Origin of the sequence: Aeromonas sp. 600948, assembly GCF_049174875.1 — a bacterium.
In the GTDB taxonomy this organism is placed as follows: Bacteria; Pseudomonadota; Gammaproteobacteria; order Enterobacterales; family Aeromonadaceae; genus Aeromonas; species Aeromonas veronii_A.
This window is the reverse complement of sequence record NZ_JAAKTY010000030.1, coordinates 1-16,273: the sequence shown is the minus strand read 5'-3', so window position 1 is coordinate 16,273 and position 16,273 is coordinate 1. Positions and strand designations below refer to the sequence as shown.

The 16,273-nt window shown below is 60.4% G+C and carries 12 protein-coding genes; 4 read left to right on the top strand and 8 right to left on the bottom strand.

All coding sequences use genetic code 11. The features are described 5' to 3' along the window. Window positions 1–34: 34 nt before the first annotated feature. The 7 genes from epd to G5182_RS18730 form a co-directional block, all read right to left on the bottom strand. On the bottom strand, window positions 35–1,045 hold the full coding sequence (gene epd / locus G5182_RS18760; protein ID WP_108614224.1) for an erythrose-4-phosphate dehydrogenase: 1,011 nt from the start codon (window positions 1,043–1,045) through the stop codon (window positions 35–37). A gap of 60 nt (window positions 1,046–1,105) precedes the next feature. Continuing rightward, complete coding sequence (locus tag G5182_RS18755) at window positions 1,106–2,035, bottom strand: ROK family protein (RefSeq protein ID WP_227342009.1); 930 nt, start codon at window positions 2,033–2,035, stop codon at window positions 1,106–1,108. 112 nt (window positions 2,036–2,147) lie between these two features. Next, the gene (gene hemE, locus G5182_RS18750; RefSeq protein ID WP_005335440.1) at window positions 2,148–3,215 is read right to left on the bottom strand and encodes a uroporphyrinogen decarboxylase; all 1,068 of its coding nucleotides are present in this window, start codon (window positions 3,213–3,215) and stop codon (window positions 2,148–2,150) included. 182 nt (window positions 3,216–3,397) lie between these two features. After that, window positions 3,398–4,177, bottom strand: coding sequence for an NAD(+) diphosphatase (gene nudC / locus G5182_RS18745; RefSeq protein ID WP_227342008.1), 780 nt, complete (start codon window positions 4,175–4,177; stop codon window positions 3,398–3,400). Window positions 4,178–4,436: 259 nt separating this feature from the next. Continuing rightward, entirely contained in the window at window positions 4,437–7,601 is a 3,165-nt protein-coding gene (gene putA / locus G5182_RS18740) for a bifunctional proline dehydrogenase/L-glutamate gamma-semialdehyde dehydrogenase PutA (RefSeq protein ID WP_227342007.1), read from the bottom strand. Between the two features lie 329 nt (window positions 7,602–7,930). After that, the gene (locus G5182_RS18735; protein ID WP_005335443.1) at window positions 7,931–8,536 is read right to left on the bottom strand and encodes a TIGR04211 family SH3 domain-containing protein; all 606 of its coding nucleotides are present in this window, start codon (window positions 8,534–8,536) and stop codon (window positions 7,931–7,933) included. Between the two features lie 146 nt (window positions 8,537–8,682). Next, complete coding sequence (locus G5182_RS18730) at window positions 8,683–9,501, bottom strand: potassium channel family protein (RefSeq protein ID WP_304520555.1); 819 nt, start codon at window positions 9,499–9,501, stop codon at window positions 8,683–8,685. A 31-nt stretch (window positions 9,502–9,532) separates the two neighbouring features. Between G5182_RS18730 and G5182_RS18725 the strand changes: the two genes are divergently transcribed. Beyond that, window positions 9,533–10,783, top strand: a complete 1,251-nt coding sequence (locus G5182_RS18725) for a methyl-accepting chemotaxis protein (RefSeq protein WP_421252602.1) — start codon at window positions 9,533–9,535, stop codon at window positions 10,781–10,783. 144 nt (window positions 10,784–10,927) lie between these two features. Here G5182_RS18725 and gltX read toward each other — a convergent pair whose 3' ends face one another. After that, a complete protein-coding gene (gene gltX / locus G5182_RS18720; protein ID WP_206876676.1) occupies window positions 10,928–12,343 on the bottom strand; it encodes a glutamate--tRNA ligase in 1,416 nt (471 codons plus the stop codon). A 274-nt stretch (window positions 12,344–12,617) separates the two neighbouring features. Here gltX and G5182_RS18715 point away from each other — a divergent pair, with 274 nt between their 5' ends. The 3 genes from G5182_RS18715 to G5182_RS18705 all read left to right on the top strand — a co-directional run bounded on the left by G5182_RS18715 (window position 12,618) and on the right by G5182_RS18705 (window position 15,972). Continuing rightward, on the top strand, window positions 12,618–14,720 hold the full coding sequence (locus G5182_RS18715; RefSeq protein WP_227342005.1) for a methyl-accepting chemotaxis protein: 2,103 nt from the start codon (window positions 12,618–12,620) through the stop codon (window positions 14,718–14,720). 99 nt (window positions 14,721–14,819) lie between these two features. After that, complete coding sequence (locus G5182_RS18710) at window positions 14,820–15,488, top strand: LysM-like peptidoglycan-binding domain-containing protein (protein WP_103250429.1); 669 nt, start codon at window positions 14,820–14,822, stop codon at window positions 15,486–15,488. Window positions 15,489–15,762: 274 nt separating this feature from the next. Continuing rightward, window positions 15,763–15,972, top strand: a complete 210-nt coding sequence (locus G5182_RS18705; protein WP_005338972.1) for a cold-shock protein — start codon at window positions 15,763–15,765, stop codon at window positions 15,970–15,972. The last annotated feature ends 301 nt before the right edge of the window (window positions 15,973–16,273 follow it).

The following is a 16,273-nucleotide window of genomic DNA, read 5'->3' as shown; positions in this document are numbered from 1 at the left end:
TGTTAAAAACAGTAACCTTTCGCCCGGGGCAGGCTCAGCCTGCGGCCATCATGGCCCGGGTGGTATCCAGCATCCGGTTTGCGAAGCCCCATTCGTTATCGCACCACATCAACATCTTGACGAGGTTGGCATCGCTCACCCGGGTCTGGGTACCATCAATGATGCAGGAGTGTGCATCATGATTGAAGTCTACGGAGACCAGCGGTTCTTCCGTGTAATCCAGAATACCGTGTAATGTACCTCTGGATGCCCGTTGCAGGGCTTGATTTACGTCAGTAACTGTCACTTTTTTACGAACAGTAATACTGAGATCCATCGCTGTTACATTGATGGTCGGCACCCGCACCGCGATCGCCTCGAACTTGCCGGCGAAGTGGGGCAGGATACGCTCCAGCCCCTTTGCCAGCTTGGTATCCACCGGAATGATGGACTGACTGGCAGCGCGGGTTCGGCGCAAGTCACTATGGTAGGCATCGATGACTTGCTGATCATGCATGGCCGAATGAATTGTCGTAATAGTACCACAATTTATCTCGAATTCTCGATGCAATGTTTCAATCACCGGCACCACGCAGTTGGTGGTACAGGAGGCGTTGGAGACGATCCGCTCCGCTCCGGTGAGGGTATGATGGTTGACCCCGTAGACCACGGTGGCATCCACATCGGCATCCGCCGGGTGGGAGAAGAGCACCTTGCCCGCCCCCGCAGTCAGATGCAGCTCGGCATCGGCCCGCGAGCCGAATACCCCGGTGCAATCCAGCACCACATCGACTCCCAGCGCCCGCCACGGCAGCTTTGACGGATCCCGCTCGGCAAACAGGGAGATGAGATCCTCGCCCACCAGCATGCTGTTACCCGCCAGTTGCACCGGATGGTGGAAGCGACCGTGACTGGTATCGTAACGGGTCAGGTGCACCATGGCCTCGGGGGCCGCCAGCTCGTTGATGGCCACTATCTTGATGGTCTTGTCGCGCCCGCTTTCATAGAGGGCTCGCAACACGTTGCGACCGATCCGCCCGTAACCATTGATGGCAATCTTGATCATCGAGAATCCGTTTCCTTGAACCAGCAACAGGACGGCACACCGGCCGCCCGGGAGCCCCGGCTACGACAGCAGGGCCTCCTTGAATTCACCGCGGGCCAGCAGGGCCGCCCCGAACACCCCGGCACTGTCGCCAAGGGCTGGAGCAATAATGGGGGCACTGAAACGGGGATTAAAGAGGAAGGGCAAAATAGTCTGCCGTCCCACGCTGTAGAGGCTCTGCACGTTGCCTACCCCGCCGCCGATGACAATAACATCCGGGTCGAGAATGTTGACCACGTTGGCCAGCGCCTGACCAAACAGCAGATGCAGCCGGTCGATGGTGAGCCTGGCCACATGATCGTGGGCGGTGGCAGCCGCGATTTGCGCCAGCGAGAGGCGACGTTTGGCCTTGGCCTCGTACCAGGCCTCCAGCGCCGGGCCGCTGATCAGGGTCTCGACGCAGCCATGCTTGCCGCAGTAGCACTCGGGGCCGTCGGGAGAGAGCACGTTGTGGCCCCACTCACCGGCGATACCGTGATGACCATTGAGAATGCGGCCGTTGATGACGATGCCGGAGCCAACTCCGGTGCCCATGATGATGCCGAACACCACTTTCGCATCGGGATGGTGCTGGCGCACCGCACCAAGATGGGTTTCTGCCAGCGCAAAGCAGTTGGCATCGTTGGCGATCAGCACCGGCACGCCGAGCCGGCGCTCCAGATCCTCCTTGAACGGCTTGCCATTGAGCTCGGTGGTGTTGCAGTTCTTCATCAGACCGGTCTGCGGATCCCGCGCCCCCGGCGTGCCCATGCCAATGACGGTCGGGCGCTGGCCAATCTTCTCGGCGCACTCAGCTACCAGCTTGGCGATCTGGCCGATCATATGGTCATAACCGCCCGCCCGCTCGGTGGGGATGCGGTGGCGCAGCAGCACCTCGTCGCCATCCAGCACCACGCATTCACACTTGGTACCGCCAAGATCGATACCCCAATCCAGTGACTTGCTGCTCATCTTGCCTCCTGCACGGACGCCACGCGCTCGTCGTCGCAGCGCCATTTTTAAATGTAAAACGGGGCCTGACGGCCCCGGATATCAAGCAAACTCTTCTTCTCTCGCCCCGGCCTTAGCGACCGTGGTACTGGGCGGAGAGCTCGTGTACCGCGTTGACGAACACACCGGCATGTTCCGGGTTCACATCCTGATGGATGCCGTGTCCCAAGTTGAAGACGTGGCCATTGCCGTGACCGAAACCGGCCAGAATGGAGGCGACCTCTTCACGGATGCGAGCCGGGGTAGCGTAGAGCATGGAGGGATCCATGTTGCCCTGCAGCGCCACCTTGTCGCCGACCCGACGCTTGGCGTCGGCAATGTCGGTGGTCCAGTCCAGACCCAGCGCATCGCAACCGGTGGCGGCAATCTGCTCCAGCCACTGACCACCGTTCTTGGTGAACAGGGTGACCGGCACACGGCGACCGTCGTGCTCGCGGATCAGGCCATCGACAATCTTGTGCATGTACTGCAGGGAGAAGTCGCGGTAATCGCGCGGGGTGAGCACGCCGCCCCAGGTGTCGAACACCATGACCGCCTGGGCACCCGCCTTGATCTGGGCGTTGAGATAGGCAATCACGCTGTCGGCCAGCTTGTCGAGCAGCAGGTGCAGAGTTTGCGGCTCTGCGTACATCATCTGCTTGATCTTGGTGAATGCCTTGGAGCTGCCCCCCTCCACCATGTAGGTGGCCAAAGTCCATGGGCTGCCGGAGAAACCGATGAGCGGCACTTCGCCCTTCAGCTCGCGGCGGATGGTGCGCACCGCGTTCATCACGTAGCCCAGCTCATCTTCCGGATCCGGAATGGGCAGCGCCTGCACGTCGGCCATGGAGGTGATCGGACGCTCGAAACGCGGGCCTTCACCCTGCTCGAAGTAGAGACCCAGCCCCATGGCATCGGGCACGGTGAGGATGTCGGAGAAGAGGATGGCGGCATCGAGCGGGTAGCGGCGCAGCGGCTGCAGGGTGACTTCACAGGCCAGCTCGGCGTTGCGGCACAGGGACATGAAATCCCCCGCCTGGGCGCGAGTCGCCTTGTATTCCGGCAGATAACGGCCAGCCTGGCGCATCATCCATACCGGGGTCATATCCACGTCCTGACGCAGCAGGGCGCGCAGGTATCGATCGTTCTTCAGCTCTTTCATCCCAGTTCCTGAGTTCGTATCACGCATAAAATGGCGGCCATAATACCACTTTGCCCACCGGATCGGACTGCCCAAAACGTGGCAAATGGACGCGCGGTTGCAAAGATGTGAAGGGGCGCAAACCTGACCGCCCCGCTTGTAACAAGAAGTACAAAAGGATTGGCGAAAAGATAAGCGCCTCGTTACCCCTCGCCCGCCAGTGACAACTCGATCAGCCGCCGGGCAATGGTGCCGTGGGGCGGCAAACGCGGCAGCCGGTCGGCGACAAAGAAAGCGGCGGCAACCAGTTCGTCATCCTGCACCATTATCTCGCCGCTCTCGTAGTCGGCGGTAAAGCCCATCATCAGGCTGTGGGGGAATGGCCAGGGCTGGCTCGCCACATAGCGCACATTGCGCACCCGGATGCCGCTCTCCTCAAACACCTCCCGTGCCACGCACTGCTCAAGGTCCTCTCCCGCCTCCACAAAGCCGGCCAGCACGGTATACATGGGATCGTCCGCCTGATAGTGACGGCGATGGGCCGCCAGCAGGATCTCCGCCCCCTTGCGCACCGCCACGATAATGCAGGGTGAAATGCGCGGATAGGCCGTGTGGCCGTGGTGGCACACCTGCGCCCACTCCCCCGCCTTCGGGGTCATGGGGGCGCCGCACTCACCACAGAAACGGTGGGTACGGCGGAAGGTAACGAGCTGCCAGGCACGGCCCGCGAGACGAAACCCCTCTTCATCCCCCGCTACCATCAACTGGCGCAGGGGGCTCATAGCGCTCGTGTCAGCCTCATCACCCAGATCGAGCAGATAGCAGGGCAGCCCCTGCCACTCGTCAAAACGCTCGAAATGGGCGTCAGCCAGCGCTGTGGGCAGGCACGCTTTACTTCCTTGTGGCACCTCTCCCTGCTGATCGAGCAGTACCAGATGATCGCCCCCCAGCACGAACCAGCAGGCTTGTTCGGTTAATGACATCGGATAAACACTCTCGTTAAGTCAGATTAAACAACGCCACGGTCACAGCAGGCTGCAGCAGGGGCAAAATAGCGCGAATGGGCCCCATCTTACGACTGGCAAGCGCCACTGACGACCCCGCCGCCACAACAAAATCGTCTCCGATCTTCTCCCCGCCGGGGCCAAAACTGGCGAGCAAGAGGAGCATACCAACAAAGAGGCCGCCCGAAGGCGGCCCGCTGTTATCCGGTATCCCGTATCCGGCCTCTATCGACGCAGATCAGGCATCGCCCATCGCCAACAGGGAAGCGTTGCCGCCCACTGCAGTGGTGTTGATGGTGCGGGTCTTCTCGGTAACAAACCGCCCGAGATAGTGGGGGCCACCCGCCTTGGGGCCGGTGCCGGAGAGCCCCTGGCCGCCGAACGGTTGCACCCCGACCATGGCGCCGATCTGGTTACGGTTGATGTAGACGTTACCCACATTGATGCGGCTTGCCAGCTCCTCGGCGTGGGATTCGTTGCGACTGTGGATCCCGAGCGTCAGGCCATAGCCGGTGCCGTTGATGTCGCTGATCACCTTGTCCAGATCCCGGGTGGCGTAGCGCACCACGTGCAGGATGGGACCGAACTGCTCCTTCACCAGCTCGCGGATGGAGCCGATCTCCAGCGCGGTCGGCTGGACGAAGTGTCCCTCCATGGTCGCGGCGGGCATCGGCGCCTGGGCAATCAGGCGAGCACGCGGGATCATGTAGGCGAGGTGAGCATCGAGACCGGCCTTGGCATCGGCATCGATCACCGGGCCGACGTCGGTGTTGTGCTCGGTCGGGTTGCCCACTTTCAGCTCCTGCATGGCGCCGGTGAGGATCTCCAGCACCCGCTCGGCGATCTCCTCCTGCAGGTAGAGCACCCGCAGGGCCGAGCAGCGCTGACCGGCGCTCTGGAAGGCGGCGCTCACCACGTCGCGCACCACCTGCTCCGGCAGGGCGGTGGAGTCGACGATCATAGCGTTCTGGCCGCCGGTTTCGGCGATAAGCGGCAGGATGGCGCCATCGCGCTGGGCCAGGGTCATGTTGATGAGCTTGGCAGTCTCGGTGGAGCCGGTGAAGCAGACGCCGCCGATGCGCGGATCGGCTGTCAACTTGGCACCCACGGTGGCACCGTCACCGGGCAGCAGTTGCAGCACGTCGCCCGGAATACCGGCCTGATGGGCCAGAGTCACCGCCAGATGGGCTATAAGGCCGGTCTGCTCCGCCGGTTTGGCGATGACGGTGTTGCCGGTGGCCAGCGCAGCAGCAATTTGGCCGAGGAAGATCGCCAGCGGGAAGTTCCACGGGCTGATGCAGACAAAGACACCGCGCCCCTGCAGGAACAGCTCGTTCTGCTCGCCGGTATAACCGGGCAACAGGGTTGCCTGCCCCATCAGGCCGCGGGCCTGCACCGCGTAGTAGCGGCAGAAATCGACCGCTTCACGCACCTCGTCGATGCCATCTTGCAGCAACTTGCCCGCCTCGCGGGTACAGAGGGAGACGAACTGCTCGCGGTTCGCTTCCAACAGATCCGCCAGCTTCTCCAGCGCGGCAGCACGCTCGCTCACCGGGGTTTCACGCCAGCGCGGGAAGGCAGCGTGGGCAGATGCCAAAGCCTGTTCCACCGCCTGCTCGTCGGCCCAGTGGATCTTGCCGACAGTCAGGCTCACATCCTGCGGGCTCAGCACGGTGCGTGCCTCGCTGCGCTTGAGGGTCTCGCCATCGACGATGGGGCCCGCCAGCCACTGCTTGCTCTCCAGCTCTTTCAAGCGGGCGAAGAAGGGGCGCTGGATGGAGAGGATGTTCATGTTGACGCCGCTGGAGTTCTTGCGGTCGATGAAGAGGTTCACCGGCTGGGGAATGCGGTCGTTGGCAAAACCGGAGTAGCGCTTGAGAGTACGCAGCGGGTGCTCGGCCAGCGAGTCCACCGGGGTGTTGGGATCCACCAGCTTGTGAACGAAGGAGGTGTTGGCCCCGTTCTCCAGCAGGCGGCGTACCAGATAGGGCAGCAAGTCCTTGTGGGCGCCGACCGGCGCATAGATGCGGCAGTGCAGGCCGGGATTGTCGTTCAGCACGGCGTTGTGCAGCTCCTCCCCCATGCCGTGCAGACGCTGGAATTCAAACTGGCGATCACCGGCCATCTCCAGAATGCTGACCACGGTATTGGCATTGTGGGTGGCAAACTGGGGGGCGATAAAGCCACGGGTCGACTCGCTCAGCAGGTAGCGGGCGCAGGCGAGGTAGGAGATATCGGTGCCCGCCTTGCGGGTAAATAGCGGGTAGCCGGGCAGACCCGCCTGCTGGGCATATTTCAGTTCGCTGTCCCAGTAGGCGCCTTTTACCAAGCGAACCGGAATGAGGTCACCCTGCTCGCGGGCCAGCGCGGTGAGCCAGCAGAGTACCGGCAGGGCGCGTTTGGAGTAAGCCTGCACCACCATGCCGAGCTTGCCCCAGCCACGGTTGGCGTCGGAGCGATAAAGCTGCTCGAACAGATCCAGCGACAGCTCGAGTCTGTCCATCTCCTCGGCGTCGATGCTGATGGCCACATCCTTGTCGCGGGCCAGACGCACCAGCCCCACCAGCCGCTCGCACATCTCGCCGAGCACCCGTTCGCGGTTGGCCACGTCATAGCGTGGATGGAGTGCCGAGAGCTTGATGGAGATGGAGGGGGCCGGGCCGCCGTCGCTGATCCGCTCGTTGCCGACCGCCTCGATGGCGTTGCGGTAATCGGTCAGATACTTGTCGGCATCCTGCATGGTCAGTGCCGACTCACCCAGCATGTCGTAGGTGTGGGTGTAACCCAGCTCGCGGGATTTGCGGCTCGCCTTGAGCGCCTCTTTCATGTCGCGCCCCAGCACGAACTGCTTGCCCATGATCTTCATGGCGGCGTACATGGCGGAGCGCACCACCGGCTCGCCCAGCTTGTTGACCATGCGCCCCAGCAGGTTGGCCGGGTTGCCGTCGAGCTTCTTGTCCAGCTTGATGATCTTGCCGGTCAGCATCAGCCCCCAGGTGGAGGCGTTGACCAGAGTAGAGTCGCTCTTGCGGAAATGGGAGGACCAGTTGGCGCCGGAGAGCTTGTCCTTGATCAGGGCGTCGGCGGTCTCGGCATCGGGAATGCGCAGCAGCGCCTCGGCCAGACACATCAGGATGATCCCCTCCTGGGTATCGAGGCTGTACTCCTGCAGGAAGGCGTCGATACCGTCACCGGAGCCGCTCTCCTTGCGCACCTTGGTCACCAGAGTACGGGCACGCTGGGTCACCTGCTCCAGCGAGGCGCCATCCCCCGGCAGCATGGCCGACAGTTCGGCCAGATAGGCATTTTCATCCACCACGTAGTTTTGGGTGATGGCTTCGCGCAGGGCGGCCAGATCGGAGGGGATATAGTCAGCGGCAAGCACTTGAGTAGCTTTGAACATATGGGGTCTTCCTGTACGCCCTAGGGCTGATATCGACAAAGGCGGACGCGCCGCCGAAACGCCGATAATGTATACAATATTGCACCCTATATGAAATGAATTTGTTGCCAATCTTTAACAAAGATCGCTCATTCCCCCCATGAACTCCCTTTTGAAGCCAATACGCCAGCAAGCGTGAGGGTCATCTGACTTCATTTTGTATACGATCTGCCACCACCCTGTCGCAAAGCAGTCACGCATTCCGTCCAATAGTGGATGTCTCCAATGCGCCCCAAAAAAGAAGGGCCGCCACGGCGACCCTTCTCAGCAATTCATTCAGCCAGATGCTGTCAGTTCATCCAGCGATCGCCGCGGCTGCGACGACGGGGCAGCATCGGCAGCAGGATGCCAAGCAGAATACCGGCCCCCACCATGGCACCACCACGGATAAACCAGTCCATCTGCATGTCGTGCTCCTGGTTGTCGTAGCTCTGGGTCAGGGCATCATTCTGCTCTTTGAGATTGCTCATCTCCTCACCCTGACTGACCAGCTGAGCCTTGAGGGCGGCGATCTCCTTGCTCTGGGCAGCGATCTGACCATCCTTCTCGGTGAAGCGTTTCTCGTTGTCACCGTTGAGGTTCTGCAGGCGATCTTTAAGCTCATCGCGCTCTTTTTCCACCTGGGGCAGACGCTCGCGCAGGCTGATCTGGCTCTGCAGTTCGCTGTTCTTGATCCACCCCTCGCGGCCGCGACCGTCCACCACCTGGGTGAAACCGGCCTCGCTGTTCACCGCCTTTACCTCCAGCGGTTCACCAGCCTTGACGCTGCCAAGGATCCGGTACTGGGTACCCGGGCCATTGTGGATATAGGTAAAGATGTTGTCTGAAACATAACGGGTATCGGCCAGTGCCTGTTGGGCACACAAGCAGATCAAAATCCCGAGAAGGGCGCGCATGGTCGATCGGTTCTCTTTTTCTGGTGTGGACAAGAGGTTGAATGTTAAGCCGCCAGCAGGCTAAAGGACAAGCAAAGAAAAAGCAGCTCCCCCCGGATATAAAGCGCGGAGTTGCGAGTCACCTCGCAACTTGCCCGCCCTTGGCCTCACTTGTTTTTCAGCTCCCGCACCTCGCTGCGCAGGGCGCGGATCTCTCGCAGCAACTCCTCTTGCTGGTTGTTGTAGTGATGACGCCACTTGTCGGTCTCGCTCTCCTTGGCAGGCTGCAAAAAGATGCTGGCCATAAAACCGCTTATGGCACCAAACAGACCGACCCCGAACAGGATCAGCAGGCTGGCGACAAAACGCCCCTCCTCGGTCTTGGGTACCAGATCGCCATAGCCCACGGTCGACAGGGTCACCAGCGTCCACCAGAAGGCGTCATAGGGGGTCTCAATCTGGCTGCCGGGCTGGCCCGACTCAATCCAGTACATGACGCCGGAGCCCAATCCCAGCAGCAGGACGAAGAGGAAGAGGATGCCGGAGAGGGTGGTCTCGTTGCGCTCGCGACGGAACATGGCCCAGAGATCCGGGTGCTCCTTGAACAGTTGATAGACCCGCCACAACTGGAGCAGTCGGGCCCAACGCAGCTGCTCCACCATCGGCAGACTACCCGGCAGATAGAACCAGTTTGCCTTGAAGTAGGCTTTGCGGTCTGGAGCACGGATCCAGCCATAAGCAAAATGCGCGAGGAAGAAGTAGCAGATCAGACTGTCCAGGTCATAGAAGAGCTGCAGGGTCTGGGGAGTCAGGGTTTCGTGGCCCCACCAGCGGGCCGTCACCAGCAGAACCGAGACAATCGACAGAAATGCCATCAGCAGATCCATCGCCCGTAGATGAGTTAAGTGATGTCGCATACATTTTCCAACTTTAAGCACAGTGCGAATTAATAAAAGAGAAGATAATGCCGATAGCCTTGAGGGCAAAGGAAAAGCGATATTCAAAGGAGATTTTACGATGCAGTTGAACCTGCTGGAGAAGCGGATGAGCAACATTCGGCTGGTGCCGAAAGTGGTGTTGCTGATGGTGGTGAGTACCATTTTGCTACTGACCAAACTCTGGTTTGATACCAACAATCTGGAGACCACCCTGCTCAGCGAGGGGCTTGATCCGGACAAAGCCAACGCCATTGCCGACCGCCTGCTCTGGAGCGGCCTGATGGAGACCACCATCATGGGGCTGCTGTTCGTGATCCTGCTGATGACCGGTTCCCGCCTGATGGTCAAGCAGGTGCACTATCTGGTGGATCTGCTGGAGCGCTTCGCCAAGCGGGATCTCAGTCACAAGGTGTTGCTCAAATCTCGGGATGAATTCGGTGACATCGCCAAGGCGGTCTCCCACTCGCAGGAGAACCTCAAAGCAGTGTTTAACAACCAGCGCGCCGCCTGCAAGGAGCTCAACGACATCGCCTCTCAGGTCACCCTCTGCATGGAGGAGGCCAACGAAGCGATCAACGAAGAGTTCACCCAGATCGAACAGCTGGCGAGCGCCATGAGCCAGATGGTCGGCGCCATTCGCGAAGTGGCTGCCCATGCGGATCAGGCCTCTCACGCCACCGCCGAAACCAGCCAGCTGGCAGAAGCGGGGAGCCGCTGCGTCGCCGATACCGTCAGCACCATCGACACCCTCTCCGACAACATCCAGCGCTCCGCCACCGTGGTCAATCAGGTGGAGCAAGGGGTCGAGCGCATTGGATCTGTGGTCGACACCATTCGCGGCATCTCGGAGCAGACCAACCTGCTGGCACTTAACGCGGCCATCGAGGCGGCCCGCGCCGGTGAAGCGGGTCGTGGCTTTGCCGTGGTGGCCTCCGAAGTGCGCGAGCTGGCCAACCGGGCTCAAGCTGCCACCGTCGAAATTCAGAAGATGATCGAACAACTGCAGGGCAATGCCGGTCAGGCCGCCGAACTGATGGCCCAGAGCGTGCGCCAGGCCGACAAGGGGGTGGAACAGGTGACCCAGGCCGGAACCCAGCTCGCCACCATAGTGCAGCGGGTACAAGGTGTCGCCGACATGAACCGCCACATCGCAGCCGCCTCCGAGCAGCAGAGCTCGGTCGCCGAAGAGATGCGCGGCAATCTGGAACAGGTCAAGCAGATCGCCGAAGGCTCCGTCGTGGTGCTGCGCGAGCTGCAAGAGGCCTCCGAGCTGGTCGAACAGCACAGCAAGGAGCTCGACAGCCAGATCCACTCCTTCAAGCTCGCCTGACTGCTCGCCCTGGTCGGGCATGACCGCGTTGTGCCCTGCCGCCGCTCCCGACCATAAAAAAATCCGAAACCAGTGGTTTCGGATTTTTGCTATTCAGCATATGGCAGAGCGAGGTTATCCCCTCGCCTGCCACCTCGGCAGCACTTACTCGGCAGCCATGCGGGCTTCGATGTAAGCCAGTGCGCGGTCGATACGAGCGAGAACACGCTCTTTACCTACCAACGCCATTACCGCGTCGATAGCAGGAGACTGACCCAGACCGGTGACGGCTACGCGCAGCGGCATACCAACCTTGCCCATACCCTGACCCAGTTCGGCGGCGGTCGCTTCAATCAGCTCGTGCAGCGCTTCGGTGGTCCAGCTATCCAGTGCAGCCAGCTTGGTTTTGGCCAAGGTGAGCGGCTCGGCAGCGACGCCACGCAGGTGCTTCTTGGCGGCCGCCTCGTCAATGGCTTCGTACTCTTCGAACAGATAGCGGCTCTGGGCAGCCATCTCAACCAGGGTGTTGCAGCGCTCGGCCAGCAGGGTGACAACCTCGGCCAGCGCCGGGCCATTGCTGGTGTCGATCTTCTGGTTTTCCATGTGCCATGCCAGATGCTTGGCCACATAAGCAGGATCCAGGCTGCGCATGTAGTGGTTGTTCAGCCACAGCAGCTTGTCGGTATTGAAGGCAGAGGCGGACTTGGAGATGGCATCCAGGCTGAACAGCTTGATCATCTCTTCCAGGCTGAAGATCTCCTGATCGCCGTGGGACCAGCCCAGACGTACCAGATAGTTCAGCAGCGCTTCCGGCAGGTAGCCGTCGTCGCGGTACTGCATCACAGAAACGGCACCGTGGCGCTTGGAGAGCTTGGCACCGTCGTCACCCAGGATCATGGAGACGTGGGCAAACTCCGGCACCGGCGCGTTCAGCGCCTTGTAGATGTTGATCTGGCGCGGGGTGTTGTTGATGTGGTCTTCACCACGCACCACGTGGGTGATCTCCATATCCCAGTCATCGACTACAACACAGAAGTTGTAGGTCGGCGCGCCGTCGGTACGGCGGATGATCAGATCGTCTAGCTCGGTGTTGGCGAACTCGATGCGGCCACGGACGTGGTCATCGAACACCACGGAACCTTCGGTCGGGTTGCGGAAGCGGATCACGTGCGGCGCATCGGCAGGGTGATCGTGGGCGTGGTCGCGGCACTTGCCGTCGTAACGGGGCTTCTCGCCGTTGGCCATCTGGCCTTCGCGCAGTGCTTCCAGACGCTCTTTGGAGCAGTAGCACTTGTAGGCGCGGCCATCGGCCAGCATCTCGTCGATCAGACCGTTGTAGCGATCGAAGCGCTTGGTCTGGTAGTAGGGGCCCTCATCCCAGTTCAGCTCCAGCCATTCCATGCCCTCAATGATGGCGTCGATCGCCTCCTGAGTGGAACGTTCCAGATCGGTATCCTCAATACGCAGCACGAACTCACCGCCCTGGTTCTTTGCAAACAACCAAGAATAGAGTGCGGTACGGGCACCGCCGACATGCAAAAAGCCGGTCGGGCTGGGAGCAAAACGGGTTTTGACTTTCATCTTTAAGCCTTGTGTAGAGGGCCTTGGGCCAATTCGTTAAAAAAAACCGTCGCATTTTAGCACCGACAATCACGGATGGGAAAACCATGACGCCATTGCGGGCTAAAGTAGGGGGGTAAATCTGTCGCCATTTGCATCTGTAGCCCGATATTTGAAGAGGATCGCAAAACAGAAGCCCCGTTTCCGATTTGCTATGCACAATGCTGGAGAGCTGCCTCCTCCGGTCGATACCCAAATAACGCTCACCACACTTCTCACGAACAAGGAAGAGACGATGCAGTTCCGTTCTATCCAGAATCGCATTCTAGTGATGGCCGGGATCGCCATGACCGCAGCCCTGGTCATCCTGATCCTGCTCAACCAATACTCCGGCCAACAGACCCAACAACTGACCATCAGCTCCAGCCGTGAAGCGCTGCAACAGGAGGCATGGCAGAAGGTCAGCGCCAATGCCCGCGCCGAGGCGGCCACCATCACCCAACTGCTGCAAAAAGGGCTCTCCTACACCCAGCAGATGGCCAGCGCCCTCGCCCTGCAACAACAGGGCAAACTGCCGCTGGATCGCCAGCAGGCCACCGACCTGCTCAAGGCACAATTGGCGTTGGAGCCCCAGCTCTATGGCGCCTTTGCCGGCTTCGAGCCCAACGGTTTCGACGGTCAGGATGCCAGCTTTGCTGGCCAGAGTGCGCTGGGCAGTGACGACAAAGGGCGCTTCGTGCCCTACTTCTATCGCGACAAAGATCAAATCGGTACCGATCTGCTGCTCTCCATCGAAAAAACCGACCCGGACGAATTCGGCAATCCCGCCAACGACTACTACGCCTGCCCGAAACGGGAAGGGCGCTCTTGTCTGATCGATCCCTTCAAGGTGGATATCAACGGTCAGCAGGTGCTGGTGAGCACTATCACCACCCCCATCATGGTGGATGGTCAGTTCAAGGGGATCGCCGCGCTGGATCTGGCGGTGGACTCCATCAGCCGTCAGGCCAAGAGCCTCAACAGCAACATCTATGACGGCAAGGGCGAAACCCTGATCGTCAGCGCCGCCGGTGTCATCACCGGCACCAGCGGTGATGCCAGCCTGCTCGGTAGCAGCGCAAGTAAGGTGCTGGGCGACCAGTGGCAGCAGTACCTGAAACCGGAAGTTCAGCGTCAGGAGCTGGACGACTCATTCCGTATTTCCGTCCCCATCATGGTGCCGGGAATGAGCCGCAACTGGGCCATCATCGTCACCCTGCCCTACAAGGTGGTACTGGCGGGGGCCGATCAGCTGGAGAGCCAGCTCAATGAGATGAACCGGGCCGCAGTGACCCAGCAATTGGTGGGCGCCGTTATCGTACTGGTGCTGGCGCTGGCCACCATGCTGGTGATTGCCCGCAGCATCACTGGCCCCATCCGTCAGATGGTCAGCCTGGTGGATGACATCGCCGATGGGGAAGGGGATCTCACCAAGCGCCTCGCAACCCGATCTGTCGACGAGCTGGGGGATCTCGCCAAGGGGATCAACCGCTTTATCGACAAGCTGCAAGGGCTGCTCGGGGATGTGCTCAAGACTGCCAGCGAGGTGAACCGTTATGCCGGTGATACCGACCGCATCGCCGGTCAGACCGACAACAACCTGCAGCACCATCAGGCGGAAATGGAGCAGATGCTGACCGCGGTGCAGGAGATGTCCTACGTCAGTCAGGAGGTCGCCACCCACGCCAACAACACCGCCGACTCGGCCAAACAGGCGCAAGGCGCAGCCGATCAGGGCAAGGAGCGCTTCCAGCAGGTGATCCAGTCGATGCACAAGGTCGCAGCAGAAGCCGGCAAAGGGGCCGAAGTGGTGGAAGGGCTGGCCCACGACAGCGCCCAGATCACCAGCATCCTCACCGTCATTCAGGGGATTGCCGATCAGACCAACCTGCTGGCCCTCAACGCCGCCATCGAGGCTGCACGGGCTGGCGAACAAGGCCGCGGCTTTGCGGTGGTGGCCGACGAGGTGCGCAAACTGGCAGGCAATACCCAGCAGGCGGTGCAGAATACCCAGGAGTTGATCGAGAAGATCCGCCTCAGCTCCACCAATGCAGTCAACGCCATCACCCAGAGCCAGCAGTTGACCCATCAGGCAGTGAGCGAAGCGGATCTGGCGGAAGAGGCGCTCGGCAGCATCTACCAGGCCATCTCCACCATCAACGACATGACCTATCAGATCGCCTCCGCCGCCGAAGAGCAGAGCTCGGTCTCAGAAACCGTCTCCGGCAACCTGTCAAAAACCAACGCACTGGCCAACGACATTGCTCAGGATGCGACCGAAACGGCCAAAGCCAGTCAGGCATTGCGTCAGGCGGCCGACAAATTGCAGCAATTACTGGGTCAATTTCGTCTCAGCTGATAATTTTCCGCCTCAGGACTCTCCCCCTCGGGGGCGAGTCCGTTTACCATAGGCGGCGAATTTGCCTGATGGCAGGCAATGTAGTGAGAGGTAAATGCCGTGCCCACCCCGGACCGTCGCCCACGAGGCCATAACAGACGAGCCCAGCAGCGTCGCCAAGACGAATCACAAGGATCCCTGCTCCATCGCATCAATGCCGCGACCCTGTCCCTGCGCCAACGTTTTGGCCAAGGGATGAGCAACCTCGGTCAACGCCGCCAGGATGCCAAAGCAGGCAAATTCAAGCTGTCCAGCCCGCTGCCCCGCAAAAACACCATAGGTCTGCTGATCCTGATCCCGCTCTGGTTGCTGGTGCTGGCCTGGGAGCCGGCACCATCCGCCCCCAAAGCCGCCCCTTCCGGCTCGCTGGAAGTGCCGCTGGCCGTGCCTGCTCAAGCTCTAACTGTCGGTAATGGCGCGGCAGGCAGTGCCCCCGCGGCAGCCAAGCCGGTCGAAGAGAAGGTCAACGGTACCTGGCTGCAACACGATGTGCAGGCGGGTGAGACCCTCTACTCCATCTGGCGTAAATTCGAGTTACCCGGTGCCGAGTTGAGCCGCCTGATCGCCATCGAGGGGCCGGATCGCCCCCTGACCCGCCTGCAATCGGGCCGCTCTATCTTCATCTTGGTGGACGACACCCGCCGCATCCAGCGGGTGGAGATCCGCTCCTACGGTCAGGCGGTTTACCGCTACGACCGGCAGGGCGAAGGGTTCGCCCTCAAGGAATAACAACACGGGAGGCGCTGGCCTCCCGTTTTTTTTCAGTCAAATATCTTCAAATAAGCTACTGACTTCACAATATTTTTAGCTTGTTCAAAAAACGAAAGGGGTCAAATTGACAAGGACCGGCGCTAACGTACAATCGTTTGTGCTTTAGACAGGGATTGTTCTACGTGCTACTGGGACAAAGAGACGTGGTCAGTCATGAGCCAACCCCTGCTTGCAAGGCAAATGCAGCCCAGCACGGGCTTAGTTTCATTTTGTTATTGATAGGATTTAGCACATGTCTGACATTCGCACCGGCCAAGTAAAATGGTTCAACGAAACCAAGGGTTTTGGCTTTATTGAACAATCCCAGGGTCCGGACGTATTCGTTCACTTCTCCTCCATCCAGAGCACCGGTTTCAAAACCCTGGCTGAAGGTCAAAAAGTCCAGTTCACTGTGACCCAGGGCAAAAAAGGCCCTCAGGCTGAGAACGTTACTCTGGTCTAAGCCCGCGCCAGTGAATCATGCAGGAGGAGCCAAGGCCCCTCCTCTTTTTTGCCCGCAATTCTTCCTGCCAACCACCTTTCCCTCGTAAAACCCGCACAATGAACCCGTACCACCTTCCTGTTCGCAGAAGGCGGCGGAGACTCGCTGAGTAAACGCCAGATACGACAAAGCATCGCAACGCGATGTGAAGGGCAATTCAGAGGGATTATGAAAGCTTCGAAGAGAGATTGGAGCGGGAAACGAGACTCGAACTCGCGACCCCGACCTTGGCAAGGTCGTGCTCTACCAACTGAGCTATTCC

What these genes read in the sequence shown, in the direction of transcription:
- hemE (WP_005335440.1), bottom strand. Translation starts at nt 3,215, where the DNA reads ATGAAAGAGCTGAAGAACGATCGATACCTGCGCGCCCTGCTGCGTCAG.
- gltX (WP_206876676.1), bottom strand. Translation starts at nt 12,343, where the DNA reads ATGAAAGTCAAAACCCGTTTTGCTCCCAGCCCGACCGGCTTTTTGCAT.
- G5182_RS18735 (WP_005335443.1), bottom strand. Translation starts at nt 8,536, where the DNA reads ATGCGCGCCCTTCTCGGGATTTTGATCTGCTTGTGTGCCCAACAGGCA.
- G5182_RS18715 (WP_227342005.1), top strand. Translation starts at nt 12,618, where the DNA reads ATGCAGTTCCGTTCTATCCAGAATCGCATTCTAGTGATGGCCGGGATC.
- G5182_RS18755 (WP_227342009.1), bottom strand. Translation starts at nt 2,035, where the DNA reads ATGAGCAGCAAGTCACTGGATTGGGGTATCGATCTTGGCGGTACCAAG.
- nudC (WP_227342008.1), bottom strand. Translation starts at nt 4,177, where the DNA reads ATGTCATTAACCGAACAAGCCTGCTGGTTCGTGCTGGGGGGCGATCAT.
- putA (WP_227342007.1), bottom strand. Translation starts at nt 7,601, where the DNA reads ATGTTCAAAGCTACTCAAGTGCTTGCCGCTGACTATATCCCCTCCGAT.
- G5182_RS18705 (WP_005338972.1), top strand. Translation starts at nt 15,763, where the DNA reads ATGTCTGACATTCGCACCGGCCAAGTAAAATGGTTCAACGAAACCAAG.
- G5182_RS18725 (WP_421252602.1), top strand. Translation starts at nt 9,533, where the DNA reads ATGCAGTTGAACCTGCTGGAGAAGCGGATGAGCAACATTCGGCTGGTG.
- epd (WP_108614224.1), bottom strand. Translation starts at nt 1,045, where the DNA reads ATGATCAAGATTGCCATCAATGGTTACGGGCGGATCGGTCGCAACGTG.